The sequence below is a fragment of the Bradyrhizobium lupini genome, assembly GCF_040939785.1.
Taxonomy (GTDB): domain Bacteria; phylum Pseudomonadota; class Alphaproteobacteria; order Rhizobiales; family Xanthobacteraceae; genus Bradyrhizobium; species Bradyrhizobium canariense_D.
In genome coordinates this window covers 1,314,237-1,339,112 of record NZ_CP162553.1, presented here as the reverse complement: position 1 = coordinate 1,339,112, position 24,876 = coordinate 1,314,237, and the positions used below count along the sequence as shown (strand labels likewise).

Annotated in this window: 19 protein-coding genes and 2 pseudogenes; 10 read left to right on the top strand and 11 right to left on the bottom strand. The window is 63.9% G+C overall.

The features are described from left to right. The first annotated feature begins 277 nt into the window (after positions 1 to 277). The 6 genes from AB3L03_RS06695 (at position 278) to AB3L03_RS06670 (ending at position 6,460) form a co-directional block, all read left to right on the top strand. Positions 278 to 511, top strand: coding sequence for a hypothetical protein (locus AB3L03_RS06695; RefSeq protein ID WP_007593627.1), 234 nt, complete (start codon positions 278 to 280; stop codon positions 509 to 511). A 192-nt stretch (positions 512 to 703) separates the two neighbouring features. Continuing rightward, positions 704 to 1,588 (top strand): squalene synthase HpnC, encoded by an 885-nt coding sequence (gene hpnC / locus AB3L03_RS06690; protein ID WP_018456924.1) that lies wholly within the window; start codon positions 704 to 706, stop codon positions 1,586 to 1,588. Then, entirely contained in the window at positions 1,578 to 2,417 is an 840-nt protein-coding gene (hpnD, locus tag AB3L03_RS06685) for a presqualene diphosphate synthase HpnD (protein WP_018456923.1), read from the top strand. The genes hpnC and hpnD overlap by 11 nt, the downstream gene beginning before the upstream one ends. After that, the gene (gene hpnE, locus AB3L03_RS06680; protein ID WP_085352235.1) at positions 2,417 to 3,670 is read left to right on the top strand and encodes a hydroxysqualene dehydroxylase HpnE; all 1,254 of its coding nucleotides are present in this window, start codon (positions 2,417 to 2,419) and stop codon (positions 3,668 to 3,670) included. Before hpnD ends, hpnE begins: the two co-directional genes overlap by 1 nt. Before the next feature lie 76 nt (positions 3,671 to 3,746). Then, on the top strand, positions 3,747 to 5,714 hold the full coding sequence (gene shc / locus AB3L03_RS06675; protein WP_085352236.1) for a squalene--hopene cyclase: 1,968 nt from the start codon (positions 3,747 to 3,749) through the stop codon (positions 5,712 to 5,714). After that, positions 5,711 to 6,460 (top strand): phosphorylase, encoded by a 750-nt coding sequence (locus AB3L03_RS06670; RefSeq protein ID WP_026233265.1) that lies wholly within the window; start codon positions 5,711 to 5,713, stop codon positions 6,458 to 6,460. The genes shc and AB3L03_RS06670 overlap by 4 nt, the downstream gene beginning before the upstream one ends. Positions 6,461 to 6,541: 81 nt before the next feature. Here AB3L03_RS06670 and hpnH read toward each other — a convergent pair whose 3' ends face one another. Both hpnH and ispH read right to left on the bottom strand, forming a co-directional pair. Beyond that, a complete protein-coding gene (gene hpnH / locus AB3L03_RS06665) occupies positions 6,542 to 7,702 on the bottom strand; it encodes an adenosyl-hopene transferase HpnH (protein WP_007593619.1) in 1,161 nt (386 codons plus the stop codon). A 35-nt stretch (positions 7,703 to 7,737) separates the two neighbouring features. Beyond that, positions 7,738 to 8,664, bottom strand: a complete 927-nt coding sequence (gene ispH, locus AB3L03_RS06660; RefSeq protein WP_035993095.1) for a 4-hydroxy-3-methylbut-2-enyl diphosphate reductase — start codon at positions 8,662 to 8,664, stop codon at positions 7,738 to 7,740. A gap of 461 nt (positions 8,665 to 9,125) precedes the next feature. Between ispH and AB3L03_RS06655 the strand changes: the two genes are divergently transcribed. Continuing rightward, positions 9,126 to 11,714 carry an MMPL family transporter gene (locus AB3L03_RS06655; protein WP_018456918.1) on the top strand — a complete coding sequence of 863 codons (2,589 nt, stop codon included), beginning with the start codon at positions 9,126 to 9,128 and terminating at the stop codon, positions 11,712 to 11,714. Here the strand turns inward: AB3L03_RS06655 and AB3L03_RS06650 are convergent. Next, positions 11,682 to 12,314 (bottom strand): DUF2147 domain-containing protein, encoded by a 633-nt coding sequence (locus AB3L03_RS06650; RefSeq protein ID WP_204510664.1) that lies wholly within the window; start codon positions 12,312 to 12,314, stop codon positions 11,682 to 11,684. The two genes, AB3L03_RS06655 and AB3L03_RS06650, sit on opposite strands and share 33 nt — an antisense overlap. A gap of 141 nt (positions 12,315 to 12,455) precedes the next feature. On the opposite strand from AB3L03_RS06650, the gene hpnO reads away from it, so the two are divergent. Together hpnO and AB3L03_RS06640 are read left to right on the top strand one after the other, a co-directional pair. After that, positions 12,456 to 13,847 (top strand): aminobacteriohopanetriol synthase HpnO, encoded by a 1,392-nt coding sequence (gene hpnO, locus AB3L03_RS06645; RefSeq protein ID WP_026233264.1) that lies wholly within the window; start codon positions 12,456 to 12,458, stop codon positions 13,845 to 13,847. A gap of 115 nt (positions 13,848 to 13,962) precedes the next feature. After that, positions 13,963 to 14,367 (top strand): GFA family protein, encoded by a 405-nt coding sequence (locus AB3L03_RS06640; protein ID WP_204510665.1) that lies wholly within the window; start codon positions 13,963 to 13,965, stop codon positions 14,365 to 14,367. A gap of 15 nt (positions 14,368 to 14,382) precedes the next feature. On the opposite strand, the gene AB3L03_RS06635 is transcribed toward AB3L03_RS06640, so the two are convergent. The 5 genes from AB3L03_RS06635 to AB3L03_RS06615 all read right to left on the bottom strand — a co-directional run bounded on the left by AB3L03_RS06635 (position 14,383) and on the right by AB3L03_RS06615 (position 18,951). Beyond that, on the bottom strand, positions 14,383 to 15,138 hold the full coding sequence (locus tag AB3L03_RS06635; RefSeq protein WP_018456914.1) for an anti-sigma factor: 756 nt from the start codon (positions 15,136 to 15,138) through the stop codon (positions 14,383 to 14,385). Next, the gene (locus AB3L03_RS06630; protein WP_368508366.1) at positions 15,135 to 15,683 is read right to left on the bottom strand and encodes a sigma-70 family RNA polymerase sigma factor; all 549 of its coding nucleotides are present in this window, start codon (positions 15,681 to 15,683) and stop codon (positions 15,135 to 15,137) included. The genes AB3L03_RS06635 and AB3L03_RS06630 overlap by 4 nt, the downstream gene beginning before the upstream one ends. 157 nt (positions 15,684 to 15,840) lie before the next feature. After that, the gene (locus AB3L03_RS06625; protein ID WP_018456912.1) at positions 15,841 to 16,176 is read right to left on the bottom strand and encodes a cupredoxin family copper-binding protein; all 336 of its coding nucleotides are present in this window, start codon (positions 16,174 to 16,176) and stop codon (positions 15,841 to 15,843) included. A 23-nt stretch (positions 16,177 to 16,199) separates the two neighbouring features. After that, positions 16,200 to 17,144, bottom strand: coding sequence for a metallophosphoesterase (locus AB3L03_RS06620; protein WP_204510667.1), 945 nt, complete (start codon positions 17,142 to 17,144; stop codon positions 16,200 to 16,202). Positions 17,145 to 17,331: 187 nt separating this feature from the next. Continuing rightward, a complete protein-coding gene (locus AB3L03_RS06615; protein ID WP_204510668.1) occupies positions 17,332 to 18,951 on the bottom strand; it encodes a GMC family oxidoreductase in 1,620 nt (539 codons plus the stop codon). Between the two features lie 200 nt (positions 18,952 to 19,151). Between AB3L03_RS06615 and AB3L03_RS06610 the strand changes: the two genes are divergently transcribed. Continuing rightward, positions 19,152 to 20,324: a M20 aminoacylase family protein gene (locus AB3L03_RS06610; protein ID WP_368508365.1), complete on the top strand. Its 1,173-nt coding sequence runs from the start codon at positions 19,152 to 19,154 to the stop codon at positions 20,322 to 20,324. An 87-nt stretch (positions 20,325 to 20,411) separates the two neighbouring features. Here AB3L03_RS06610 and AB3L03_RS06605 read toward each other — a convergent pair. The 3 genes and pseudogenes from AB3L03_RS06605 to AB3L03_RS06595 all read right to left on the bottom strand — a co-directional run bounded on the left by AB3L03_RS06605 (position 20,412) and on the right by AB3L03_RS06595 (position 24,814). Then, a pseudogene (locus AB3L03_RS06605) lies at positions 20,412 to 22,039 on the bottom strand (inorganic phosphate transporter). 98 nt (positions 22,040 to 22,137) lie between these two features. Then, a complete protein-coding gene (locus AB3L03_RS06600) occupies positions 22,138 to 23,580 on the bottom strand; it encodes a UdgX family uracil-DNA binding protein (protein ID WP_018456907.1) in 1,443 nt (480 codons plus the stop codon). Beyond that, positions 23,580 to 24,814: pseudogene (locus tag AB3L03_RS06595) on the bottom strand (putative DNA modification/repair radical SAM protein). The gene AB3L03_RS06600 and the pseudogene AB3L03_RS06595 overlap by 1 nt, the downstream one beginning before the upstream one ends. Positions 24,815 to 24,876 lie beyond the last annotated feature (62 nt).

Sequence of the window (24,876 nt, the reverse complement as noted above, 5' to 3'; positions counted from 1 at the left end):
GAGGCGGTATCGAGAGATGCAGCTCTGCAACAGGTGCGCAGCAAAACGCGGCGCACCTGAATTATGACGTAGTATCAGTCTCTTACATTTGCCAGAGAAGACGCAGGGAAGCCCTGATTTGGTGGACGTGGCGCCAATTTGGCCGCATTTGCCAGTGCTTGTGCCTTCTCCGAGGCCGCTCCTCCCGCGGCGACTTGCCATCAGAACAATCCGCTCCGGTCGTCGCCCTGTGCTGTCCGGGATTGGTGCGATTCTGCCGTCAGAATGAAGGAATACAATGCGTAAGCTTCTCGTCGCTCTCACCTTGCTGTCGGCCTCCCTCTCGACCGCAGCGTTCGCCCAGCAAGGGCGCGGCACGGACGCCGAGCAGAAGGCCTGCTCGCGCGATGTGCAGAAGCTCTGCCGTCCGGTCATCGACCAGGGTGATTTCACCATCCTGGCCTGCCTCAAGGAGAACCGGGCCAAGATCTCTCAGGCCTGCGACCAGGTCCTGAAGAACCACAACCAGTAAGCTCGGCCACTGGCCCACAAAAGGCGGCCCCGGGGCCGCCTTTTCGACCTGATCCGCAAAGGGCAGCCATCGAGAGACAGGATTGGTTTTGCGGCCGTATTCCCCTATATGGGGGCCGCGGCGGCATCGCCCGCACGGGCTCGCGCGAGCGAAAAAGCCCTTCCTGTCCAAACGATTGTAGACCAGCCCTCGATGACCTCTGCGAGCGAATTGCGATCCGGCAAGGGTGAGCGCGACGAGAATTTTCCCGTCGCGTCCTGGATCATTCATCCGCGTCATCGCGCGCTGATCCTGGCGTATTACAATTTCGTCCGCACCGCCGACGACATCGCCGACCACGCCACGCTGCCGCCGGACGAGAAGCTCGCTTATCTCGACCTGCTCGAGGCGGAATTGCTCGGCAAAGGCGACACCCAGGCCGAGGCCGTCAGCCTGCGGCACGCACTGGCCGAACGCGGCATGGCGTCGCGCCACGCGCTCGACGTGCTCATCGCGTTCCGTATGGACGTGACCAAGTTGCGCTACGAGAATTGGGACGAGGTCATCCATTATTGCCGCTACTCGGCGATGCCGGTCGGCCGCTTCATGCTCGACGTCCATGGTGAGAGCACCTCGACCTGGGCCGCGTCAGATGCGCTCTGCGCAGCGCTGCAGATCAACAACCACCTCCAGGATTGCGGCAAGGATTTCCGCGAGCTCAACCGCGTCTATCTGCCGCGCGATGCGCTGGCCGCGAGTGGCGCCTCGGTCGAGCAGCTCGGACTGGCGCAGTCGCCACCGGCGATGCTGGCCTGCCTTCAGGCTCTCGCCGTCCGCAACGAAGCGCTGCTCGCCGAGGGCAGGTCGCTAGCTGCGGAGATCCGGGATTTCCGCCTCGGCGTCGAGGTCTCGGTGATCCAGGCCTATGCCGACCGCATCGTGCGCCTGTTGAAGGTGCGCGATCCCCTGCGCGAGCGCGTGCACCTGAACAAGCTCGAGCTCCTCACCTTCAGCCTCGCCGGCATGATCGGCGAAGTCGGCCGCCGCACGGTCGGACGCAAGGCCATTTCCAGACCGGGGACTGCACATGACGCTTGAGGCGACCTCGCCCGGCGCCAATTATGGCTCGACCGCATCCGGCAGTTCGTTCTACGCCGCGATGCGCATCCTGCCGCACGACCAGCGTGAAGCGATGTTCCAGATCTACAGCTTCTGCCGCCAGGTCGACGACATCGCCGATTCCGATGGCCCGCGCGACGAACGGCTCGCCGCCCTTCAGGCGTGGCGCAACGACATCGATGCGCTCTACCAGGGCAATCCGCCGCCGCGGCTGAAGGACTACGTCACCTCGGTGAAGACCTTCGGCCTCAAGCGCGAGGATTTCCTCGCCATCGTCGACGGCATGGAGATGGACGTGCCGCAGGACATCCGCGCGCCCGACATGGCGACGCTGGATCTCTACTGCGATCGCGTCGCGAGCGCCGTAGGGCGGCTGTCGGTCCGGGTCTTCGGCTTGCCAGAAGAAGACGGCATCGAGCTCGCCCATCATCTCGGCCGCGCGCTCCAGCTCACCAACATCCTGCGCGACATCGACGAGGACGCGGGCCTCGGCCGGCTCTATCTGCCGCGCGAAGCGCTGCTGCATGCCGGCATCACCTCCAACGATCCGGACCGCGTGATCGTCGAGCGCGCGCTGCCGAAGGTCTGCCTGCCACTGGCGCAGCGCGCAAAGGTGTATTTCGAGAAGTCGGACGAGATCATGAACCGCAACCGGCGCCGCGCGGTGCGCGCGCCGCGGATGATGTCGAAATACTATCATGCCATTCTGGATCTCCTGATCGCGCGCGGGTTCAACGCACCGCGCGAGCCGGTGCGTGTGTCGAAGATCACACGTATCGCCATCCTGCTCCGATACGCTCTCATCTGATGCAAAAAACAGCTCACATCATTGGCGCTGGAATCTCCGGCCTCTCCGTCGCCGTGCGACTTGCCAATGCCGGCTTCAAGGTCGCCGTGCACGAAGCGACGCAGCAGGCCGGCGGCCGTTGCCGTTCCTATTTCGACGGCGCCACCAATCTCACCATCGACAACGGCAACCATCTGCTGCTGTCCGGCAATAGCCATGCGCGCGCCTATGCGCGTTCGATCGGGACCGAGGCGGGCCTCGTCGGTCCGGAGCGCGCGCAGTTTCCCTTCGTCGATCTCAAGACCGGGCAGCGCTGGCAGATCGACCTCGGCGACGGCCGGCTCCCGACCTGGGTGCTCGACGAGAGCCGCCGCGTCCCCGACACTGGGCTGACCGATTATCTGAAGCTGGCGCCGCTGATCTGGGCATCGGAAGAGACGCTGGTCGGCAAGTCAATTCCGTGCGAAGGCGTTCTCTATCAGCGCCTGGTGCAGCCTCTGCTGCTCGCGGCCCTCAACGTCGATCCACCCGAAGGCTCGGCGGGGCTTGCCGGCGCGATCGTGCGCGAGACGCTGCTCGCCGGCGGGCAGGCCTGCCGTCCCCTGATCGCGCGCGACGGGCTCAGCGCGGTACTGATCGAGCCCGCCGTGACGTTCCTGCAGGGGCGCGGGCACAGCGTTCAGCTCGGCCATGAGCTGCGCTCGTTTGCGACCCATGACGGCAAGGTCGGCGCGCTGAATTTCGGCGGCGAGGATGTGATCCAGATCAGCGAAGGCGACGTCGTCGTGATGGCGGTGCCGCCGCGCGCTGCCTCCAACCTGCTGCCGGGCCTGAAGACGCCGACCGAATTCCGCGCCATCGTGAATGCGCATTTCCGCGTCGAGCCGCCGGCGGGATCGGCACCGATCCTCGGCGTGATCGGCGGCGTCGTGGAATGGCTGTTTTCGTTCCCGAACCGGCTGTCCGTCACCATCAGCAACGGCGACCGTCTGGTCGACATGCCGCGCGAGGAACTCGCGCAGGCGATCTGGAACGACGTCTGCAAGGCGGGCGGTGTTTCCGGCGAGCTGCCCCCCTGGCAGATCGTGCGCGAGCGCCGTGCCACATTTGCGGCGACGCCGGCGCAGAATGCCCTGCGTCCAGGGCCGGTCACTGCGCTGAAAAACCTGTTTCTTGCAGGCGATTGGACTGCTACGGGATTGCCTGCAACCATCGAGGGATCGGTCCGATCCGGTGATCGCGCCGCCGATCTGGTTCTGGCCGCCAAGGGATAGTGACAGGCGGCCCTGACGGGCATTTGTCCCAGTCAATTTCGGCCCATTCAATCGACTATCGGAGCAATCGAGCGAGATGGATTCCGTGAACGCGACCAGCCGCGAAGCCCAAGAATTCAGGAACTTGGAATCGAGCATTGCGTCGGCCACCGAAGGCGTCCTCGGCTTCCAGCAACCCGACGGCCATTGGGTGTTCGAGCTCGAGGCAGATTGCACGATTCCGGCCGAATACGTCCTGCTGCGCCATTATCTCGCCGAGCCGGTCGATGCCGTGCTCGAAGCCAAGATCGCCAATTATCTTCGCCGCGTGCAGGGCGCCCATGGCGGCTGGCCGCTGGTGCATGACGGCGAGTTCGACATGAGCGCCAGCGTCAAGGCGTATTTCGCGCTGAAGATGATCGGGGATTCCATCGACGCGCCGCACATGGTGCGTGCGCGCGAGGCGATCCATTCCCGCGGCGGCGCCATTCACAGCAATGTCTTCACGCGCTTCATGCTTGCGATGTTTGGCGTCGTGACCTGGCGCGCGGTACCGGTGCTGCCGATCGAGATCGTGCTGCTGCCGTTCTGGTCGCCGTTCCACATCAACAAGATCTCCTACTGGGCGCGCACCACCATGGTGCCGCTGATGGTCATCGCCGCGCTGAAGCCACGGGCGAAGAATCCCAAGGGCGTCGGCATCGACGAGCTGTTCCTGCAGGATCCGCGCTCGATCGGCATGACCGCCAAGGCGCCGCACCAGAGCATGGCCTGGTTCGTGCTGTTCCGCGCGCTCGACGGCATTTTGCGCGTGGTCGAGCCGATGTTTCCCAAGAGCCTGCGCAAACGCGCCATCGACGCGGCGCTCGCCTTCACCGAGGAGCGGCTGAACGGCGAGGACGGCATGGGCGCGATCTATCCGCCGATGGCCAACATCGTCATGATGTACGACGCGCTCGGCAAGGACGAGAACTTCCCGCCGCGCGCGATCACGCGCCGGGGCATCGACAAGCTGCTCGTGATCAAGGACGACGAAGCCTATTGCCAGCCCTGCGTCTCGCCGGTGTGGGACACGACGCTGACCGCCCACGCGCTGCTCGAAGCCGGCGGCGACAAGGCGGTGCCGGCCGCCAAGCAGGGTCTCGACTGGCTGATTCCGAAGCAGGAGCTCGAGGTGAAGGGCGACTGGGCGGTGAAGCGGCCCGACGTACGCCCGGGCGGCTGGGCCTTCCAGTACAACAATGCCCATTATCCCGATCTCGACGACACCGCGGTGGTCGTGATGTCGATGGACCGGATGCGCCGGGAGCACGGTGCGGCCGGCTATGACGCCGCGATCGACCGTGCCCGGGAGTGGATCGAGGGCATGCAGAGCAACGACGGCGGCTGGGCCGCCTTCGACGTCAACAATCTCGAATATTACCTGAACAACATCCCGTTCTCGGACCATGGCGCACTGCTCGATCCACCGACCGAGGACGTCACCGCCCGCTGCGTCTCGATGCTGGCCCAGCTCGGCGAGACCGCGGAGACCAGCAAGCATGTCGCGGACGGGATCGCCTACCTGCGCAAGACCCAGCACTCCGAAGGGTCCTGGTACGGCCGCTGGGGCATGAACTTCATCTACGGAACCTGGTCGGTGCTGTGCGCCCTCAACATGGCCGGCGTCCGCCATGACGATCCCATGATCCGGAAAGCCGCCGGCTGGCTGGCCTCGATCCAGAACCAGGACGGCGGCTGGGGCGAGGATGCCGTCAGCTACCGGTTGGACTACCGGGGCTGGGAGGCCGCCCCCTCGACCGCCTCGCAAACGGCATGGGCCTTGCTTGCCTTGATGGCTGCTGGCGAGGTTGATCACCCGGCCGTCGCCCGCGGGGTGGAGTACCTGATTGCAACACAGAACGAAAAAGGACTGTGGGACGAACAGCGGTACACCGCCACGGGCTTTCCCCGTGTATTCTATCTACGGTACCATGGTTATCCGAAGTTCTTCCCGCTGTGGGCGTTGGCGCGGTATCGGAACTTGCGGAACACCAACAGCAGGGTGGTAGGGGTCGGAATGTGACTTTGGGGACGGGGGACTATCTTACCGCGGGTCAAACCGTTGATCCGCGGCCGATATTGATCGTGACTGGACTGGTTCAGGAGGCCCGCATCGCGGCCGGGCCTGGCATGGCGGTCATCTGTTCGTCGAGCAGCCCCACCCAGTTGCGGGCGCTGTTGACGGTGCTGGATCCCGAGACGATTCGCGGTGTGATCTCCTTCGGCGTGGCCGGCGGGCTCGACCCGACGCTGCGCTCCGGCGACGTCGTGCTGGCGACCGAGGTGCTCGCGGGCGATACCCGCTGGGCCGCTGGCCTCTCGCTCGGCGACGACCTCATCGACCGCCTGACGTCGGGGCGCCGCCGCGTTGTGCGCGGCAGCCTCGCGGGTGCCGAGGAAGTGGTCACGGGGCGCTCCTGCAAGGCGGCGCTGCATTCGGAGACGGGAGCGGCCGCCGTCGACATGGAAAGCCACATCGCGGCGGCCTACGCCGCCGAGGCCGGCTTGCCGTTCGCCGCGGTCCGCGTCATCAGCGATCCCGCCCATCGCGCGCTGCCGGCGCTCGCCCGCGCCGCCATCAAGCCGAATGGCCAGATCGACGTGCTGGCCGTGCTGCGCGGCATCGCGCGCAACCCGACTGCGCTGCACGGACTGGTCTCGACCGGCCTCGACTTCAACCGCGCGCTACGCAGCCTGCGCGGCTGCCGCGACTTCCTGATCGGCACCGAACTGGTCGACAGCGAGGCGCTGGTCTCCGAGGCGGCCTGAGCGGGTTCTGCGATCACTAAAAACAAAAGGCCCGGTCGCCATTGGCGATCGGGCCTTTTCTTGTTGGTGGGACTAGCGCGCTTACGCGGCGGTCGACGCCTTCCGTGCGGCCTTCTCCTGTGCGGCGGCGGCCTCGTCCTTGCGGATCTCCGACAGGCGCTTCTGCACTTCCGCGGAGAAGATGTACTGCGCAGGACGCTGCTTGGACATGTCGATCTCCGGCGCCATCGGACCCGTGGTCCTGATGCCGCGCAGCGACACCCACATCGCCTTCAGCGGGTTGTTGATGGCGGCGGTCGCCGCCGTCGGCTCGTAGCCGCAATGGGCCATACAGTCGGCGCACTTCTCGTACTTGCCGGTGCCGTAGGTCTCCCAATCGGTGGTGTCCATCAGCTCCTTGAAGGTTTTTGCATAGCCTTCACCGAGCAAATAGCAGGGCTTCTGCCAGCCGAAGATGTTGCGCGCGGGCATGCCCCAGGGCGTGCACTCGTATTCCTGGTTGCCGGCGAGGAAGTCCAGGAACAGGCCGGAATGCATGAAATTCCACTTCTTGCCCTTGCCCATCGCAAAGACGTCGCGGAACAGCTTCTTGGTCTTGGTGCGGTTGAGGAAGTGCTCCTGGTCCGGCGCGCGCTCATAGGCGTAGCCCGGCGACATCGAGACGCCGACGCCGAGCTCGACGGTCAGGTCGAGGAATTTGGCGATCTCTTCGGCCGGGTGGCCGTCGAAGATGGTGGCGTTGACGTTGACGGTGAAGCCGCGGGCCTTGGCCGCCTTGATCGCGGAGACGGCGCGGTCGAACACGCCCTTCTGCGACACGGCCTTGTCGTGGTGCTCCTTCAGGCCGTCGAGATGCACGGAGAAGAACAGGTAGGGCGAGGGCTCGAACAGATCGAGCTTCTTCTCGAGCAACAGCGCGTTGGTGCAGAGCGAGACGAACTTCTTGCGCGCGACGAGGCCGCGCACGATCTCGCCGATCTCCTTGTGGATCAGCGGCTCGCCGCCGGGAATGGCGACCATAGGCGCACCGCACTCGTCGGCCGCGTCCCAGCACTCCTGCGCCGTCATGCGGCGGTTGAGGATCGCATCCGGATAATCGATCTTGCCGCAGCCGACGCAGGCGAGGTTGCAGCGAAACAGCGGTTCCAGCATCAGCACGAGCGGATAGCGCTTGCGGCCAAGCAGCTTCTGCTTGATCAAATAGCCGCCGATACGCATTTCCTTGAAGAAGGGGATAGCCATTACAAGTTTCTTTCTGGGCTTGAAATTCGGGTGGGTCAGCTCGCAGCCAGTTCGGCCGGAAGCCGGAATTCGATGTTTTCCTCGCGGCCCGGGAGCACCGAGACCTTGACCGGTCCGATCCGCCGCATTGCTTCGATCACGTCATCCACGAGTACCTCGGGCGCCGAAGCGCCAGCCGTGACACCGACGGTTCTGGCATCTTTCAACCACTCGGGATTGAGCGCGCTGCCGTCGGCAATCAGATAACTCGCGACACCGGCCTCAGTGCCGATTTCGCGGAGCCGGTTCGAATTCGAGCTATTGGCAGCGCCCACCACCAAGATCACGTCGACCAGCTTGCTCAAGTCCCTTACCGCAGATTGGCGGTTCTGTGTCGCATAGCAGATATCCCGGATATCCGGGCCTTGAATATCTGTAAAGCGGGCCTGCAGGGCCGAAATGATGTCCTTTGTGTCATCCACCGACAGGGTGGTCTGGGTGATATAGGCCACTGGCGTATCCGCCGGCAGCTCAAGGGCCTTAACCTCTTCAACGCTTTGGACCAGCAGTACGGGGGCGGGAACCTGGCCCATCGTACCCTCGACCTCGGGGTGGCCGGCATGGCCGATCAGGATCAGAGTGCGGCCCCTGGCGATGTAGCGCTTCCCCTGATTGTGAACTTTCGTGACCAAGGGGCAGGTGGCATTGAGCACCGGAAGGTCGCGCGCGGCCGCTTCTTCCTCGACGCTGCGGGCGACGCCATGAGCGCTGAAGACCGTCACCGCCTTCGGCGGCACCTCCGACAGTTCCTCGACGAAGATCGCGCCCTTGTTCTTCAGGCTCTCGACGACGTACTTGTTGTGCACGATCTCATGGCGCACGTAGACGGGCGGGCCGTACTTCTCCAGCGCCCGTTCCACGATCTCGATCGCACGCACTACCCCCGCGCAAAAGCCGCGCGGTTGCGCCAGATAAACTTCCATTGGACGGCCATCACGCAAGTTGCACCAATCCGCTCTCCAGTTCAGGGGACACCCCGATACGAACCAATGAGTTGCAATATCCGCACCATCGGTTCGGCGCACGCGGTAGCCGCCCACCCCTGCCGGGGCCCCGGTGCATGGAGGTGCAGTACTTTGTGTCAAAAAATCGGCAGTAAGGAAAGGTGGAATGAACTTTGGTTCCCTGCCGGATCAGTTTCGCGGTATTATAGTAGAGGGTGCCCGTGGCAGCAACGTGGCGACATTTGTGCGCACGCTTCGTCACTTTCCCGCCTCAACTCCTCGGCTATACCGATGGCCCGCATGATTATGCCATGGTCTTCCGCCGTTTACCTCGAAGCTTCTGACGGCGATAACCACTCAAAACAGCAATAGGTTTCGGCCGGGAACTCCGTTAAACAGCGGGCGTTTCCGGCAAGCTGTTAACCGCAGAAAGAAAAGTAGTGCTGCAAAGCGTCGTCGTTGCCATCGTCAGGGCCTGCACCCGGTTTGCCTCCCTCGTCGTCGTTCTCGGGCTCCTGCTGGCGGTGGGGGCGGGCTATTACACGTCCCAGCATTTCGCCATCAACACCGACATCAACTCGCTGATTGCCCAAAATCTGGACTGGCGCCAACGCGACCAGCAGTTCGATCGCGCCTTCGACCGCGATGCGACGATTACGGCGGTGGTCGAAGCCAAGACGCCGGAGATGGCGACCGCGGCGTCGGACGCGCTCTATGCCAAGCTGAAGGACAACAAGACCGAATTCCAGTCGATGCAGCAGCTCGGCACCGGCGAGTTCTTCGAGAAGAATGGTCTGCTGTTCCTGCCGACAGAGGAAGTTGCCAAGGTCACCGGCCAGTTCGAATCCGCAGCACCCCTGATCGAGATCATGGCGGGCGATCCCTCGATCCGCGGCCTGACCGGCGCGCTCGAGACGGGACTTGCCGGCGTCAAGCGCGGGCAGGTTAAGCTCGACAACACCGAACGGCCCTTCAACCAGATCGCGCAAACGGTCGAGACCGTGCTCAACAAGGGCAATGCGACGTTCTCCTGGCGCCAGCTCGTCAGTGACGAGCCGCTGACGGATTCGGACAAGCGCGCCTTCATCGAGTTCAAGCCGATCCTCGACTACAACGCGCTTGAGCCCGGCAAGGGCGCAACCGACGCGATCCGCAAGGCCGCAGCCGATCTGGATTTTGCCACCAAATATCAGGCGCGAGTCCGGCTGACCGGGCCGGTCCCGATCGCCAACGAGGAATATGCAACCGTCCAGGAAGGCGCCGTCGTCAATGGCATCGGCACGGTCCTCGTCGTGCTGCTCATCCTGTGGCTGGCGCTGCATTCGGCGAAGATCATCTTCGCGGTGTTCGTCAATCTCTTCGTCGGTCTTGCGCTGACCACCGCCGCCGGCCTGATGATGGTGGGCTCGCTCAATTTGCTGTCGATCGCATTCGCCGTGCTGTTCGTCGGCCTCGGCGTCGATTTCGGCATCCAGTACAGCGTCCGCTATCGCTCCGAGCGCTACAAGCACAACGATCTCTCGGGTGCGCTGATCCTGGCCGCCAAGCGCTCGGCAATTCCGTTGTCGCTGGCGGCAATGGCGACCGCGGCTGGCTTCCTCTGCTTCATCCCCACGGACTACAAGGGTATCGCCGAACTCGGCCAGATCGCCGGCGTCGGCATGCTGGTCGCGTTCCTCACTAGCATCACCGTGCTCCCGGCGATGCTGAAGCTGTTGAACCCGCCCGGTGAGAAAGAGCCGGTCGGCTATGCCTTCCTGGCGCCGCTCGATCACTTCCTGGAGAAGCACCGCGTGCTGGTCGTCGGTGGCACCATGTTTCTGGCGGTCGCCGGCCTGCCGCTGCTCTATTTCATGAAGTTCGACTTCAACCCGATGAATCTGCGCAACCCGAAGGCAGAGTCGATCGCGACCTTCCTCGACTTGCGCAAGGATCCCAACACGGGCGCCAATGCCATCAACGTGATGACCACGTCGGAAGAGCAGGCAAGGCAGGTGGAGGCGAAGTTGGAGAAGGTGCCGGAGGTGTTGCGGGTGATGTCGCTCAACAGCTTCGTTCCTGAAGACCAGCCGCCGAAGCTGAAGCTGCTCGCGCAGGGCGCCAAGGTGCTGAACCCCGCGCTCAATCCCGACCAGATCGACGCCGCGCCGTCGGACAAGGAAAACGTCGATGCGCTGAAATCGTCGGTCGACAATCTGCGCCGGACCGCAGGCGATGCGAAGGGCCCGGGTGCGGTTGCCTCGCGTCGGCTCGCGGATGCGCTGGAAAAGCTCGCCAATGCCGATGAAGCCACACGGAACAAGGCGCAGGACGTGTTCGTCGCGCCGATGAAGATCGTGTTCGACCAGCTCCGGAACGCGTTGCAGGCCGAGCCGGTCACCCTGAAGTCATTGCCGGCAGATCTCGTCAGCGCCTGGAAGAGCAAGGACGGTATCATCCGCGTCGAGGCGCTGCCGAAGGGTGATCCCAACGACAACGACACGCTACGCAAATTTGCGGCGGCGGTGCTCGTTGCCGAGCCGACCGCGATCGGCGGTCCGGTCTCGATCCTGAAATCCGGCGACACCGTGGTGAAGGCGTTCATCCATGCCGGAATCTATGCGCTGCTGGTGATCGGCCTGTTGCTGTGGATCACGCTGCGCCGGTTCGTCGACGTGTTGATGACGCTGGTGCCGCTGTTGGTGGCAGGCGCGGTCACGCTCGAGATCTGCGTGCTGATCGGCTTGCCGCTCAACTTCGCCAATATCGTCGCGTTCCCGCTGCTGCTCGGCGTCGGCGTGGCCTTCAAGATCTACTATGTCGTGGCCTGGCGCTCGGGCAGGACAAACCTGCTCCAGACCAGCCTGACGCGCGCGATCTTTTTCAGCGCGCTGACAACGGCCACCGCGTTCGGCAGCCTTTGGCTGTCGAGCCATCCCGGCACGTCCAGCATGGGCAAGCTGCTGGCGTTGTCGCTGGTGACGACGCTCGCCGCCGTGCTGCTGTTTCAGCCTGCCCTAATGGGCAAACCCCGCAATCTCAGGGAGTAGGCAGATGTCGCCGACCTGGTCGGCGGCGCCCTTCTGACCGGGTTTGGCGGTGCCGGCGGCCTTCGGGGCTGCGGGCGCAGGCTGCGCCACCGTAGCGCCGGTCGTTCCCGGGGCTTTCGGCGCCGCGCCGGTGGGCTTCGGCGCGCCCTTGGCCATGGCGTTGGCGGAGCTCAAGGGAATCGGGGGGCTGACCCGGGTCCAGGTCTCGCCACCGCACAGGAACCCCATCACGCAGCCCTTGATCTCGAGCTGGTCGGTGCCAACCGGCGTGATGGTTGCGCTGTAGAGCTGGCCGTCCTTGGCATTGTAGACCTGACCTTCCCATTGATCGGCGCCGGGCTTTTTCTTCATGTCGATCAGGGTCGCCATGCCCAGCGTGGGCCGGGTCTTTTTCGACGCGTCCGGATTGTTCTCGTCGCGGCCCCCGGGCTGTTTTTCCCAGGAAACCGCGCCCCACATGCTGCCATTGCATTGGGCGACACGAATGTTGGCGACGCCGTCGGCAACCCGCCAGTCGCCGGTCGGATCGGCCGCGAGCGCCGGGTTCAGGCAGGTGTAACCGCCAGCCAGTATTAGTCCGGTGTAAAGGGCTAAACGCATGATAGTTCCTTGGCAGTGCAACATGGTCTAAAGCTCTGCTTGCGAAGATGGTCCGAAAAAGGGCAAAAGGCCGCACAGACCGTTTTCAGCGACGTTCCGTTTTCAGTTGACGAGACGGCCCTCAACCGAAGTATGTAGCGGATGCACAGCCCAAATCCAGACATGTCTCAGCTGTTCGCGGACCGCCAGGCCCAGCGCAGCGCCCTGCATAATCGGCATCTGAACGAGCAGTTCGTTCGGGTTCTGAAGACCATCGGCTACGATGTCGGCTTCCAGAAGGGGCAGGGACAGTATCTCTACGACCGCGACGGGGCGCGCTATCTCGACCTCTTGTCCGGTTTTGGCGTGTTTGCGATCGGGCGCAATCATCCTGTCATGCGCGAGGCGCTCAAGAGCGTGCTCGATGCCGACCTGCCCAACCTCGTCCAGTTCGACGTCTCGGTGCTCGCCGGCGTGCTCGCCGAGCGGCTCCTGAAATACGTCCCCTATCTTGATAAGGCGTTCTTCGCCAATTCCGGCGCCGAATGCGTCGAAGCGGCGATCAAGTTCGCCCGCGGCGCCACCGGGCGTCCGGGGATCGTCTATTGTGCCCACGGCTATCACGGCCTGACCTATGGCGCGCTGTCGCTGACCGGTGATTCGAACTTCCGCACCGGCTTCGAGCCGCTGCTGCCGGGATGCACTTCGATCCCGTTCAACGATCTCGCCGCGCTCGAAAAGGCGCTGGCCTCGCGCGAGGTGGCGGCCTTCGTCGTCGAGCCAATCCAGGGCAAGGGCGTCAACATGCCCACCGACGAGTTCCTGCCGGGTGCAGCTGCGCTCTGCAAGAAATACGGCACGCTGTTCGTCGCCGACGAGATCCAGACCGGCATGGGCCGCACCGGCCGCTTCCTCGCGGTCGAGCACTGGAACGTCGAGCCCGACATGGTGCTGCTGTCGAAGTCGCTGTCCGGCGGCCATGTGCCGGTCGGCGCGGTGCTGACGCGCAAAAGCATCTTCGACAAGATATTCAACCAGATGGACCGCGCCGTCGTGCACGGCTCGACCTTCTCCAAGAACGACCTGGCGATGGCTGCGGGCATCGCCACGCTTGACATCATGGAGTCCGAGAAGCTGATCGAGTCCGCCGCCAAGCGCGGTGCCGAGCTGCGCCTCGCGCTCACGCGCATGGTGCCCGGCTACGAGCTGTTGAAGGAGGTCCGCGGCAAGGGCCTGATGATCGGCGTCGAGTTCGGTCCGCCGAAATCGCTGCGGCTGCGGGCGTCCTGGAACGTGCTGGAGGCAGCCAACAAGGGTCTGTTCTGCCAGCTCATCACCGTGCCGCTGTTCAAGGACCACAAGATCCTCACGCAAGTCGCCGGCCATGGCAGCCACACCATCAAGCTGTTGCCGCCGCTCACCATCACCGAGGAAGATTGCGGCTGGATCGAGCGCGCCTTCGACGACGTCATCGCCGGCAGCCACAAGGTCCCCGGCGCGATTTGGTCGCTCGGCAAGACGCTGGTGGACAATGCGGTGCGAAGGTCTGCGTAAGGCCTCTGCTGCGGCCTGATGTCGCGACGTGCGACCTGCTGAAGCAGTCCGTCTCCCGAAATTCCAAATCGACGCTTATTTTCCGGCATTGACCTGACCGGGAGAGGAGTGGGCGATGCCTTTGAGTGGCGGCTGTCATTGCGGCGCGATCCGTTATGAAGTGAACGGCGACATGATGGTGCATGCGCTCTGCCATTGCGCGGATTGCCGCCGTCACTCCGGGGCACCGATGGTTGGCTGGGCGATGTATTCGCTCAAGGCGGTCAAAGTCGTGCGCGGTCAGCCGAAGATCTATCAATCATCCGAGCATGGACGACGTCACTTCTGTGCCGATTGCGGCACGGGGCTGTTCTACATCAACGAAAACCTGATGCCTGATATCATCGATGTCCAGAGCGGCACCTATGATGACCCCGATGCCACGCCGGCGACGATGCACATTCAAGTCGCCGAGCGGATTGGCTGGATGGAGCGGGCTCACGAACTGCCCGTCTTCGAACGGTTTCCTCCGCTCGAATGACTGGATGCGCAGAGGCTAACCGTTCATCGCCGCCTCGAACTTGTCGACGAATTCGGCAAGCTCGTCTGCGCCGAGATCGCTGACGGCCCAGAAGCTCAGGCCGCGATTGCCCCAGCGCCGGCAGTTGAAGCCCTGCATGGTTTCGGTCTTGGGCGCGCGGTATTCCGCGTTCGATGTCTGCGACACGAACAGATTGACGACGTGCTGCCGGCGCTTGTAGACGACGGCACCGATGGCACGGGCGTCGATATAGTCGAGCCTGCCGCCGACCAGCGTAAAACCTTGCGCGGTGAGGTCGATCACGGGTGGGGCGACGTCGAGCTTGCCGTTGAACCACGGCTTCACCGTGTGCTGGTCGGTCGAGACCACGTCGATGAGATGGCCGGCCTGCAGCGAGCGAAGATGCGCGGAGACGACCTCCGACAGGATCCGCTGCTGGTCGTCCTGGCGCAGCACCAATGCGACGACGCCGGAGGCGGCGAGCGCGGAGACTGCCGAGCCCATCGCAAAGCCGCGCAGCACGGAGCGGCGGCTCGGCTGTTGATGCTGCGGCTGCGGCAGCGAGGCCTCGATACGCGCACGCAGACTCGCCGGTGCGGTGTAGCGCAAATCGGCGTCTGCGAGCACGCGCTGCATCTCGCGCTGCGCGGCGAACTCCGCAGCGCAGGCCGGGCAGCCGGCGATATGGGCTTCGACCTCGCGCGCGTGGCCGGCATCGAGCTCGTTGTCGAGCAGCGCGTGAAGCAGGATTCTTGCTTCGTCGCAGGTCATCTTGCTTGCTCCTCATCCGCCGTCCAGGCCGCGCGCAGCATGGCACGGGCGCGGGCGAGGCGGGACATCACAGTGCCGACGGGCACGCCGGCGGCCTCGGCGATTTCACGATAGGATAGGTTGTTGATCTCCCGCAGCACGAACGTTTCCTTGAACGGCTCGGCGAGCGCGTCGATCAGCTTGCGGATCGCGCCCGCATCGCGGCTGCGCAGCACTTCGGTTTCGGGGCTGGCCTCGGTCTCCTGCCAGATCGGCGTCTGCTCGGCAGCGCCGGGCGTATCCTCGATCGCGCTGTGCCTGTGTGCGCGCCGTGCATATTCGGCATTGCAGACGTTACGCAGGATCGCGAACAGCCAAGGCTTTATCGCCGGCCCGCGATAGCTGTCGAAATGCTTCAGCGAGCGCAGATAGCACTCCTGCACCGCGTCCTCGGCATCGGAGGGGTCACGCAAGAGATAGCGCGCGAGCGTGTAGACGTCGTCGAGATGGGGCAGCGCCGCCTCGCGGAAGCGTTGCGCCTTCTGCAAATCGTCGTTGGCGGGCATCGCTCCTCGCTTTGCCTCTTGTTCTGCTCGTTGCTTGGTTTCGTCGCTGTTCGTCTCGTCCCTATTCGTTTCGTCCCTGAGTGTGACCGAAGGCACACGGGCCCGGCCGGTGTGGGACCACCGGCCGGGCAAGACGTTGATGCCTTGGTTCGAGGTGTTACTCAACCTTGATCATCCCCGTCATGTGCGGGTGCAGAGAACAAAAATATTTGTAGTCGCCCGCATTGGTGAAGGTGAACGAGAACTTGTCGTCAGTGTCCAGGGTCTTGGACCTGAACTTCCCGGCCGACACCACGGTGTGGGGGATGTCGTCCCGGTTGGTCCAGGTCACGGTGGTGCCGACCTTGATCTTGAGCTCGGCCGGCTGGAAGACGAAATTGTCGATATGCACCTCCATGTCGTCGGCATGGGCGGTTGTGGCGGGTAACAGCATGGCCGCGGCCAAAGCAAGACCGAAGGCGACACCGAGGTCGCGGCGATTGAGAGTCTTCATTGTCAGCTTCCGTTAGTCCTGCATCAACTCTGGAGCGGCGTGTCGATGATCGCGAGCCGCTGCTCGTTCTGCTTGAAGTTGATGCTGGCAACGCCGAGCATCGCGCGGAGCTTTGCGTCCTCGACCTTCATCGGTCCGGGCGAGGGGGCAGCTCCCGGCGCCGGCTGCGGAAAGGCGGTGGAGCGTGCGGTGTGGAAGGTGACGTTGCCTTCGACCTTCTGCATCACCTGGTGAATGTGGCCATTGAGCACGGTGACCGAACCGAAGCCTTTCACCTGTTCCAGCGCGCGGGCGCCGTCCTCAGTGCCCCAGCCCCATTCGGGGTAGACGGTCCAGAGCGGGATGTGGGCGAACAGCACGATCGGCGTCGATTTCGACTTGCCGCGCAGATCGTCCTCGAGCCAGGCGAGCTGCTCGGCACCGAGATTGCCGAGGCCGCCGGCCTTGAGGTCGACGACATTGACGAGGCCGATGAAGTGCACGCCGCCGGCGTCGAACGAATACCAGCCTGCCCCCTTGGTACCGCGGCCGTAGCGCTCGCGATAAAACTTCACGTCCTCGTCGAGGAAATCATGCTCGCCGGGCACGTAGTGCACGTCGAGCTTGCTCTGCGAGATGATGCGATCGGCATTGTCGAACTCGGCGGCCTTGGAGAGATGCGTGATGTCGCCAGTGTGGATCATGAAGGACGGCTTGACCGGCATCGCGTTGATCTTGTTGACGGCTTCCTCCAGCGTGCCGAGCGCGTTGGGATTGGCCGGCTTGTCGAAGCCGACATGGCTGTCGCTGATCTGGAGGAAGGTCATTCCGGGCGCCGCCGCGGTCGCAGCCTGCGCGGAATCGATGATGCCGAGCGAGCGCGGGACGCCACCGGTGACGGTCCAGAGCACCCCGGTGCCCGCCCAGGTCATACATTCCAACACCTTGCGGCGGCTTAAGCCGTCCTCACCGTGATCGTGTCCGCTCATCGCGCAGCTCCACTCCGCCCGGAATTGGGCTTCGGAGATGTGATTGGGAGAGGAGGGGACTTATTCCCGGACGCGATGACGTTTTCGTGAGGTGGTTGGACGCGTAGCCCGTATGGAGCGTAGCGGAACACGGGACCAGACTTACGATACTCCCTGGATTTCGCTACGCCCGATCAAAGCTACGCATTCACTTTGCATCCTCCAAAATCATCGTCGCGCCTTTCTCGGCGATCATCGCGGTCGGCGTGTTGGTGTTGCCAGACGTGATGGTCGGCATGATCGAGGCATCGACAATGCGAAGGCTGCCGAGACCGTAGAAGCGCAGGCGTTCGTCGACCACCGCCATCGGATCATTTGCTGCGCCCATCTTCGCGGTACCGACGGGATGGAAGATGGTGGTGCCGATGTCGCCGGCGGCCTTGGCAAGAGAGGCATCGTCGTCGCCGACGGCGGGGCCGGGTAGATATTCGCTTGGGCGGTATTTTGCCAAGGCCTTCTGCTGCATCAGGCGGCGGGTGGTGCGGATGGCATCGGCGCCGACCTGACGGTCGTCGTCCGTTGAAAGATAATTCGGCGCGATGATGGGCTTCTCGTCCGGCGCCGCCGAACGCAGACGTACGGTGCCACGCGATGTCGGCTGGAGATTGCAGGCGCTCACCGTGATCGCGGGAAAGCGGTGCAGGGGATCGCCGAACTTGTCGAGCGACAGCGGTTGCACGTGGAACTGGATGTTGGCGCGTGCGCGCGTCGCATCGGAGCGGGTGAAGATGCCGAGCTGCGACGGCGCCATGGTCAACGGCCCGCGGCGGCGGAAGGCGTAGTCGAGGCCCATCAGGCCGCGTCGAACCAGGTTGTAATAGGTCTCGTTCAGTGTGCGCACGCCTTCGACCTTGTAGATCGCGCGCTGCTGCAGATGATCCTGCAGATTGCGGCCGACGCCGGGCTTGTCCATCACGATGTCGATGCCGAGCGGCGACAGCCAGTCGGCAGGTCCGATGCCGGAGCGATGCAGCACCTGTACCGAGCCAATCGCGCCTGCCGAGAGGACCACCTCGCGTTTCGCACGCGCCTCGATGATCTCGCCATTCTGGATGAAGCGCACGCCGACGGCGCGGCCCTGTTCGATGATCAGACGATCGACCAGCACATGCTTTTCGAGCCGCAGGTTCGGGCGGTTCAATACCGGCTTGAGAAAGCCGCGCGCCGACGACCAGCGCCGGCCGCGCTTCTGATTGACGTGGAAATAGCTGGTGCCTTCGTTGTCGCCGGTATTGAAATCCGGGATGCGCTTGATGCCCATCTCCTCGGCCGCATCGCCCACGGCATCGAGTATGTCCCAGGACAGCCGCGGCGCCTCGATGCGCCAGCCGCCGCCGGCGCCGTGATGCTCGCTTGCGCCGAGGAAGTGATCCTCGAGCCGTTTGAACAGCGGCAGCACGTCGTCATAACCCCAGCCGGTCATGCCGAGCTGGCGCCAGTGATCGTAATCGGCGGCCTGTCCACGCATCGAGATCATGGCGTTGATCGCCGAGGAGCCGCCGATCACCTTGCCACGGGGATAGGCGAGCGAGCGGCCGTTCAGGCCGGGCTCGGCCTCGGTCCTGAACATCCAGTCCGAGCGCGGATTGCCGATGGCGAAGAGATAGCCGACGGGAATGTGGAACCAGATCCAGTTGTCGTCGCCGCCGGCTTCGAGGAGGAGGACGCGATTGCTGGAATTGGCCGACAGCCGGTTGGCGACGATGCAGCCCGCCGTGCCGGCCCCAACGACAATATAGTCAAACTCACCTTCGAGCCGCCTTGGCATTCTGCTTCCACCCAATAGGCATTATGCCCAGGCTTGTCCCAGGCATCCACGCACTTTCCGTTCTAATAGTCAGACGTGGATGGCCGGGACAAGTCCGGCCATGACGGGAGGACAGAGCTACCCCAGATCCCCGCCAGTTGGGTGGACTGGTGCTTGCATGGTAGACAGGCCTGCATTTTCAACAAAGCTTGAGACCCTCCATGCCCATCGTGAACCGCGTCGCCGACCTTCAACCCGATATTCAGGCCTGGCGCCGGGACATCCACCAGCATCCGGAGCTGCTCTACGACGTCCACCGCACCGCAGCATTCGTCGCGGACCGCCTGCGCGAATTCGGCTGCGATGAGGTCGTGACGGGCATCGGCCAGACCGGCGTGGTCGGCGTGATCAAGGGCAGCAAGCCGGCCGGCGAGGGCCTCAAGGCCATCGGCCTGCGTGCCGACATGGATGCCCTGCCGGTCGAGGAACAGACCAACCTGCCTTACGCTTCGAAGACTCCCGGCAAGATGCACGCCTGCGGCCATGACGGCCACACCGCGATGCTGCTCGGTGCTGCGCGTTATCTCGCCGAGACCCGCAACTTCGCCGGCGATGCGGTGGTGATCTTCCAGCCGGCCGAGGAGGGCGGCGCGGGTGGCTTGGCCATGGTCAAGGACGGCACGATGGAGCGCTTCGGCATCGAGCAGGTCTACGGCATGCACAACGGTCCGGGCATTCCGGTGGGCTCGTTCGCGATCCGGCCGGGTCCGATCATGGCGGCGACCGATGAGGTCGATATCATGATCGAGGGCCTCGGCGGCCATGCCGCGCGGCCGCACAAATGTGTGGATTCCGTTCTGGTCGGTGCACAGGTGATCACGGCGCTGCAGTCGATCGTTGCGCGCAGCGTCGATCCGCTGGAATCGGCCGTGATTTCGATCTGCGAGTTCCACGCAGGCAATGCCCGTAACGTGATTCCACAAACCGCGACACTGAGGGGCACCATCCGCACGCTGTCGCCGGAGGTGCGCAAGCTGGTGGAGAAGCGCGTCCACGAGGTTGTGGCGGGCGTGGCGCAGATCACAGGCGCCAAGATCGATCTGCACTACAAGCGGAATTATCCCGTGGTGAACAATCACGCCGCGGAGACCGAGATCGCACGTCGCATCGCGGGGCAAGTTGCGGGCGAGGCCAATGTGCTCGAGATGTCGCCGCTGATGGGCGGCGAGGATTTCGCCTATATGCTGGAAGCGCGCCCCGGCGCCTTCATCTTCTGCGGCAACGGCGACAGCGCCGGCCTGCATCACCCCGCCTACAATTTCGACGACGACGCCATCGTTTACGGCACATCGTATTGGGTTAAGCTGGTCGAGGAATCGCTCGCGGCATCGTAAGGCCAAGCGCAAGATCAAGCCGAAAGCACAAACGAAAAAGGGCCCGCGCATCGCACGGGCCCTTTGTCTTCGAGTGACTGATCGGCTTCAGAAGATCCGCGAGAAGATCACGTACAGCGTGCCCGACAACAGGATAGCGACGGGCAAGGTCAGCACCCAGGCCATCACCATGTTCCTGATGGTGGCGACCTGGAGACCCGAACCGTTCGCGGCCATGGTGCCGGCGACGCCGGACGACAGCACGTGGGTGGTCGAGACCGGCAGGCCGAACGCGTCGGCGGCGCCGATCGTGGCGGCGGCGACGAGCTCGGCGGAGGCACCCTGCGCGTAGGTGAGATGGGTCTTGCCGATCTTCTCGCCGACGGTGACGACGATGCGCTTCCAGCCGATCATGGTGCCGAGACCGAGCGCGATCGCGACCGCGACCTTCACCCAGGTCGGGATGAACTTGGTCGCGCTGTCTAGCCCGCCTTTGTAGGCGTTCAAGGTCGCGACCTCTTCCTTGCTGAGGTCGTTTTCCTTGTCCTTCATCAGGAATCGGATCGCTTCCGAAGTCAGGTACATGTCGTTGCGGGTGTTGCCGACGACTTCCGCCGGCACCTTGTTCAGCGAACCGTATTTCGCGACCTGCTCGCCGACATCCTTCACCAGCGCTGACAGCGAAGGGTAGGTGCCTTCGCTGATGTGATGCGAGGTGACGTACTGCGTCACCGCAGGACGGGGATCGCCGATGATCGCATGGCCGGCGCCCTTGGCCGCAACCACCTTGGAGGCGGCATCCGAGACCTTCGCGAACTGGGCGACCTGCGACTCCGGCAATGCGCGGTTGAGCGCATAGGCTGTGGGCACGGTGCCGATCAGGATCAGCATGATCAGGCCCATGCCCTTCTGGCCGTCGTTCGAACCATGGGCGAAGCTGACGCCGGTGCAGGTCAGGATCAGCAGGCCGCGAATCCACATCGGCGGGGCTTTGTGACCCTCAGGGGCGGCATAGAGCGCCGGGTTCTTGATGATCAGCTTGAGCAGCAGAAGCAGGCCGGCGGCGCAGATGAAGCCGACCAGTGGCGACAACAGAAGCGCATAGCCGATCTCCGTAGCCTTGCCCCAGTCCACGCCCGAGGTGCCGTCGCGGCCGCGCATCAGCGCGTTCGCAACGCCGACCCGATGATCGAGCCGATCAGCGTGTGCGAGGAGGAGGCCGGCAGGCCGAAATACCAGGTGCCGAGGTTCCAAAGGATCGCGGCGATCAGCAGCGCGAACACCATCGCGAAACCGGCGCTGGAGCCGACCTGCAGGATCAGCTCGACCGGTAGCAGCGAGACGATGCCGAAGGCGACCGCGCCGGACGAGAGCAGCACGCCGAGAAAGTTGAAGAAACCCGACCACATCACCGCGACTTCGGCCGGCAGCGAATGGGTGTAGATCACGGTCGCTACCGCGTTGGCGGTGTCGTGGAAGCCGTTGACGAATTCGAAGCCGAGCGCGATCAGCAGCGCGACAAACAAGAGGATGTAGGGCAGATAGCTCGTGACCCGCGTGCCGGTCGCATCGACATCCGAATAGATGCTGTAGGCCACATAGAGCAGGCCCGCGGCGAGGATGCCGAAGAACAGGATCATCGTCAGCGGATTGAAGCCCTTGTCGAGATTTGGCCGCGAGGCCGGCTGGATCGGCGCGGGATCGGCTACCGCGCGGTCGAATGCAACATCGGTCATGTCTGGAGGCCCCTTAACTTTCTGTAGGGGCTATTGTCCGCGATGGATTTGAAGGCTGGATGACAGGCGAGGCATGAAAGGGGTTTTCCCGCCCGTATTCAGGCGGCGCGCGCGGCTTTCTTCTGCAACCCGGCGACGATCTTCAAATCTTCGACAAAGCGCCGATATTCCAGCACCTTGGCTTCCGGATCGGGCAGCCGCAGCAGATAGGACGGGTGCACCGTCACCAGCGCCTTGTGACCGTCGGGCAGGTCGATGAGCCGGCCGCGGTTCTTTCCGATCGGGGTGATCTTGCCGAACACGCTCTGCGCGGCGGTCGCGCCCATCGCGACGATGAGATCGGGCTGGATGACGGAGACCTCCCGCTCATACCACTGCCGGCAGGCCTTTATCTCCGGCGTATTCGGCTTCTGATGCAGGCGAATCTTGCCGCGCGGCACGAATTTGAAGTGTTTCACCGCGTTGGTGACATAGACCTTCTTGCGGTCGACGCCGGCCTCCTGCAGCGCCTTGTCGAGCATCTGGCCGGCTGGACCGACGAAGGGATGGCCGGCGAGGTCTTCCTTGTCGCCAGGTTGTTCGCCGACCAGCATGATATTGGCGGACTTCGGACCCTCGCCGAACACGGTCTGGGTGGCGTCCTTGTAGAGATGGCAGGCGCGGCAGTGGGCGGCCTCCTCGCGGAGCGCTTCGAGATCGTCGGCAGCGGTCTTGCGTTTCATCGGAGCCTCCGGCCGCTTTTGAGGCTTGTGCGGATCGGTTGGGGCATTGGCGATCATGGCGCCGGTCATGCGCTCGGCGTCCTCAATCAGGGGCTTAATGATCGAAGCCTCGGGCAGGTTCCTCCAATATTTCTTCGGCATCTCGGTCTGCATTGCCTTCACCTTCAGGCGGGCCGGATTGAAGATGCTGGCATAGTAGCGCCGCCAGGTTTCCTCCAGCCGGTCTTCGTTCGGCGCCTCGCTCTTGCCGACGCCGGACGTGAACGAGAGCGCGTGGCCATCCCAATGCGCGCACAAATCCGGCGTCAGGATCGACCAGGGCATATCGGCGAAGCGCTTGGCGAAGAACGGCGCGGCGAGCTCGACGATATGATGCTCCGGCTCGAACCAGGCGACGTAGTGTGCTTCGCGTTCCCTGCCGATCTCGCGGAAGCGCACGAAGGCATGCATCTTGTGCTCGTCGCGGTAGACCGCCTTTGCCATGGCCGTGACTTGCGCGACATCGAGATCGGTCGCGACCTCGATGAGGTCGTGATTGTCGTTCAGCCGAAACAGCAGGCGATAGAGGATCGCGAAACGCTCGGGATCGCGATGCAGGATCGCGGCCTTGGCGAGCTCGACGAATTTTGCTGGCACGTTGAAGGTGCTATCGCCACCGGCCGGCAGCGGAGACGGCGAGGGTGGCGCGAACAGCTCCGCTTCGCCGCCCTGCACGGTCCAGGTGACATCGACCGGTTTCATTTGGTGAAGCACGAGGCTACGCGCGGCTTTGCGCCAGCCGTCGAAATCGGTTTCGTTCTCGAGGGTGATGTACTGCATCAGAAGCCAAATCCCAGTTGTGTGGCCTTCGGCTTGAACCGTTCGATCAGCCGTGCCTCGTCGAGGCGGTGCGGCGCGGGCCGGTGATCGCTCAGCACGATGAACGGCAGCGCTTTGTTCCGGGGCACATGCAGCCGCGCGAGATCGGCGACGCGGATGGTGGTCGTGCGGCGCGCCGCGATGATGCGCTCGACCGCCTTGGTGCCGAAGCCCGGCACGCGCAACAATTCCTCGCGGCTGGCCCGGTTGACGTCGAGCGGGAAGCGGTCGCGGTGGCGCAGCGCCCAGGCGAGTTTTGGATCGATGTCGAGCGGCAGCATCGCACTGTCGTCGACGATCTCGCCGACGTCGAAGCCGTAGAACCGCATCAGCCAGTCGGCCTGGTAGAGTCGGTGCTCGCGCAGCAGGGCGGCGCGCGCAGAGGCAGCGCGCGGCTGGCATCGGGGATCGGGCTGAACGCGGAATAATAGACGCGCCTCAGCCTGTATGAACTGTAGAGATTGGCGCTGGTGTGGAGGATAGTGTGGTCGGAGGCCGCGTCGGCGCCGACGATCATCTGCGTGCTTTGGCCGGCCGGTGCGAAGCGCTGCGGCTTGGCTTTCGTCTTCGCGCTACGGCTTTCCTCGGCCTCGTCCAGCTTCAGCCGCAGTCGGCCCATTGTGCGGCGGATCGCGCGCACGTCCTTCTCGGGCGCGAATTGCTGCAGGCTCGTCTCCTGCGGCATCTCGATGTTGATAGAGAGACGGTCGGCATATTTGCCGGCCTCGGAGATCAATGTATCGTCGGCCTCGGGGATTGTTTTGAGATGGATGTAGCCACGGAAGTGATGCTCCTCGCGCAGTTTGCGCGCGACGCTTACCACCTGCTCCATGGTGTAGTCGGGGTTGCGGATGATGCCGGAGGAGAGAAACAGTCCTTCGATGTAATTGCGCCGGTAGAAGTCGAGCGTCAGCTTGACGACTTCGTCGATGGTGAAGCGGGCGCGTGGCACGTTGGAAGAGGCCCGGTTGACGCAATAGAGGCAGTCGTAATTGCAGGCGTTGGTCAGCAGCACCTTGAGCAGCGAGATACAGCGACCGTCCGGCGCGTAGGAATGGCAAATGCCCATGCCGGGCGCGGTCGATCCCATGCCCTTGCCGTCGCTGGAATCCCGCCTCTCGGTGCCGCTGGAGGCGCAAGACGCGTCGTACTTGGCGGCGTCGGCCAGGATTTCCAGCTTGCGTTGCACGTCCATATTGGATCCCTTTGATTCAGCTCATGAATCCCAAGGCCCGCCAATTCGATTGACTCCTGGGG

What these genes read in the sequence shown, in the direction of transcription:
- AB3L03_RS06695 (WP_007593627.1), top strand. Translation starts at nt 278, where the DNA reads ATGCGTAAGCTTCTCGTCGCTCTCACCTTGCTGTCGGCCTCCCTCTCG.
- hpnC (WP_018456924.1), top strand. Translation starts at nt 704, where the DNA reads ATGACCTCTGCGAGCGAATTGCGATCCGGCAAGGGTGAGCGCGACGAG.
- hpnD (WP_018456923.1), top strand. Translation starts at nt 1,578, where the DNA reads ATGACGCTTGAGGCGACCTCGCCCGGCGCCAATTATGGCTCGACCGCA.
- hpnE (WP_085352235.1), top strand. Translation starts at nt 2,417, where the DNA reads ATGCAAAAAACAGCTCACATCATTGGCGCTGGAATCTCCGGCCTCTCC.
- shc (WP_085352236.1), top strand. Translation starts at nt 3,747, where the DNA reads ATGGATTCCGTGAACGCGACCAGCCGCGAAGCCCAAGAATTCAGGAAC.
- hpnH (WP_007593619.1), bottom strand. Translation starts at nt 7,702, where the DNA reads ATGGCTATCCCCTTCTTCAAGGAAATGCGTATCGGCGGCTATTTGATC.
- ispH (WP_035993095.1), bottom strand. Translation starts at nt 8,664, where the DNA reads ATGGAAGTTTATCTGGCGCAACCGCGCGGCTTTTGCGCGGGGGTAGTG.
- AB3L03_RS06650 (WP_204510664.1), bottom strand. Translation starts at nt 12,314, where the DNA reads ATGCGTTTAGCCCTTTACACCGGACTAATACTGGCTGGCGGTTACACC.
- hpnO (WP_026233264.1), top strand. Translation starts at nt 12,456, where the DNA reads ATGCACAGCCCAAATCCAGACATGTCTCAGCTGTTCGCGGACCGCCAG.
- AB3L03_RS06640 (WP_204510665.1), top strand. Translation starts at nt 13,963, where the DNA reads ATGCCTTTGAGTGGCGGCTGTCATTGCGGCGCGATCCGTTATGAAGTG.
- AB3L03_RS06635 (WP_018456914.1), bottom strand. Translation starts at nt 15,138, where the DNA reads ATGACCTGCGACGAAGCAAGAATCCTGCTTCACGCGCTGCTCGACAAC.
- AB3L03_RS06630 (WP_368508366.1), bottom strand. Translation starts at nt 15,683, where the DNA reads ATGCCCGCCAACGACGATTTGCAGAAGGCGCAACGCTTCCGCGAGGCG.
- AB3L03_RS06625 (WP_018456912.1), bottom strand. Translation starts at nt 16,176, where the DNA reads ATGAAGACTCTCAATCGCCGCGACCTCGGTGTCGCCTTCGGTCTTGCT.
- AB3L03_RS06620 (WP_204510667.1), bottom strand. Translation starts at nt 17,144, where the DNA reads ATGAGCGGACACGATCACGGTGAGGACGGCTTAAGCCGCCGCAAGGTG.
- AB3L03_RS06615 (WP_204510668.1), bottom strand. Translation starts at nt 18,951, where the DNA reads ATGCCAAGGCGGCTCGAAGGTGAGTTTGACTATATTGTCGTTGGGGCC.
- AB3L03_RS06610 (WP_368508365.1), top strand. Translation starts at nt 19,152, where the DNA reads ATGCCCATCGTGAACCGCGTCGCCGACCTTCAACCCGATATTCAGGCC.
- AB3L03_RS06600 (WP_018456907.1), bottom strand. Translation starts at nt 23,580, where the DNA reads ATGCAGTACATCACCCTCGAGAACGAAACCGATTTCGACGGCTGGCGC.